Genomic DNA, 1,653 nt, shown 5'->3' on the forward strand with positions numbered 1-1,653 from the left:
AGAAGCCGTTGTCGTACCGAACTTGGCGTCGGGTTATAGGACTTGGCTTCTCGTTGGGGTGATTCGGTCGCTGTGGGCGCATGAGAGCAGGGCCTCTTGGAATCTCGGTGGTTGTTGACGCCGAACGAGATGTCCAGGAGGCCCTGTTGCCACGGTTGTACGCGCTCACGGCGGCCGAGTCCAGTTCGACCACCCGGGAGTGTGACTGCCTCGCGCACGTGTACGGGAACGCGGGCGCCCGGCCGGGCCGGGCGCCCGCGTATCCGTCGGACATGACCGACGTCGAGTGGCGCGTAGTCCGCGCGTCGCTGCCGGTGCCGGCGTGGTTGGAGGGCCGGGGCGGGCAGCCGGAGGCGTACTGCCACCGCGAGATGCTCGATGCGGTCCGCTACCTGGTCGACAACGGCGTCAAGTGGCGGGCGATGCCCGCCGATTTCCCGCCCTGGGACCGGGTCTACGCGTTCTTCCGCCGCTGGCGCGACCAGGGCCTGGCCGGCGAACTGCACGACCGGCTGCGCTCGCGCTGCCGCGCCGCGGTCGGCCGGGACCCCGACCCGACCGCGGGGATCGTCGACTCCCAGTCGGTCAAGGCCGCCGCCACGGTCCACGCCGACACACGCGGCTTCGACGGCGGCAAACTGATCAACGGCCGCAAACGGCACATCGTCGTCGACACCCTCGGCCTGCTGCTCGCGGTGCTGGTCACCGCAGCCGACGTCACCGACCGCGCAGCAGCCCGCATTCTGCTCGCGCGGATCCGGGCCCGGCACCGCCGCATCCGCCGGGTCTGGGCGGACGGCTCCTACACCGGCCCTTTGGTCGACTGGGCCGCCGAGGCACTCGGCATCGCCTTGACGGTGGTCCAACGACCCCACGGCGCCCGGGGGTTCACCGTGCTGCCGCGGCGCTGGGTGGTAGAGCGCACTCTGGGCTGGCTGATGCGCTCACGCCGCCTGGCCCGCGACTACGAGACCCTCCCGACCAGCAGCGAAGCGATCGTCCACTGGTCGATGACGATGCTCATGACCCGGCGCCTGGCCCGCCGCGCCGCGGCCCGTCTGCGGGCCGCGGCGTGAACACCCCCGGTTCCGGCTCGGCCAGCCACCCCCGCGCCACCAGCCGCTTCGCCTTCGACCGCACCCCCTCCAGCTTCCCGGGCACCAGCTCCAGCCCCAGCCCGCGGGCCAGGTGCTTCACCCGCAATCCGGCCGCACCCCCGGGAGCGTCCACCAACTCCACGATCCGCCGATAGACCGGCGCCAGCACGTCCACCGACGTCCCGTCCCGCCGATGCGGCACCACCGAACCGGCCACCGCGACCTCGACGACCGGCGGCTCCGGCAGCCCACCTGCCGCTTCCCGCCCGCCCGGCGTGTCGAGGGCCTCCGCCAACTCCACCACCGCGATCACCCGACGTTCCAGCACCGCCTCGGCGTCCCGCAACGCGGCCAGCACCCGATCCGCCTCCGCCCGCAACTCCTCCACCCGCACCCGAGCCGCGGTCTCCCGCTCTTCCAGCAACCCCATCACCGACGGCACCATCAACCCCCACGAGACAGACAACCCGACGCGGTCATCCCTCCCGCACAGCACCGGACTTCATGCCTGACCAGCGGAAACTCAGCGATCACATTCGATAAGACAACGGCTTCT

At 71.6% G+C, this 1,653-nt stretch carries 2 protein-coding genes; one reads left to right on the top strand and one right to left on the bottom strand.

Annotated elements, in window-relative coordinates; translation table 11 throughout:
* Positions 1-272: 272 nt before the first annotated feature.
* Entirely contained in the window at positions 273-1,076 is an 804-nt protein-coding gene (locus ACRX5S_RS41050; RefSeq protein WP_436778399.1) for an IS5 family transposase, read from the top strand.
* Here ACRX5S_RS41050 and ACRX5S_RS41055 read toward each other — a convergent pair.
* On the bottom strand, positions 1,021-1,527 hold the full coding sequence (locus ACRX5S_RS41055) for a hypothetical protein (RefSeq protein WP_436778400.1): 507 nt from the start codon (positions 1,525-1,527) through the stop codon (positions 1,021-1,023). The genes ACRX5S_RS41050 and ACRX5S_RS41055 overlap by 56 nt on opposite strands.
* Between the last annotated feature and the right edge of the window lie 126 nt (positions 1,528-1,653).

Origin of the sequence: Yinghuangia sp. YIM S09857 (assembly GCF_051388915.1) — a bacterium.
Lineage (GTDB): Bacteria > Actinomycetota > Actinomycetes > Streptomycetales > Streptomycetaceae > Yinghuangia.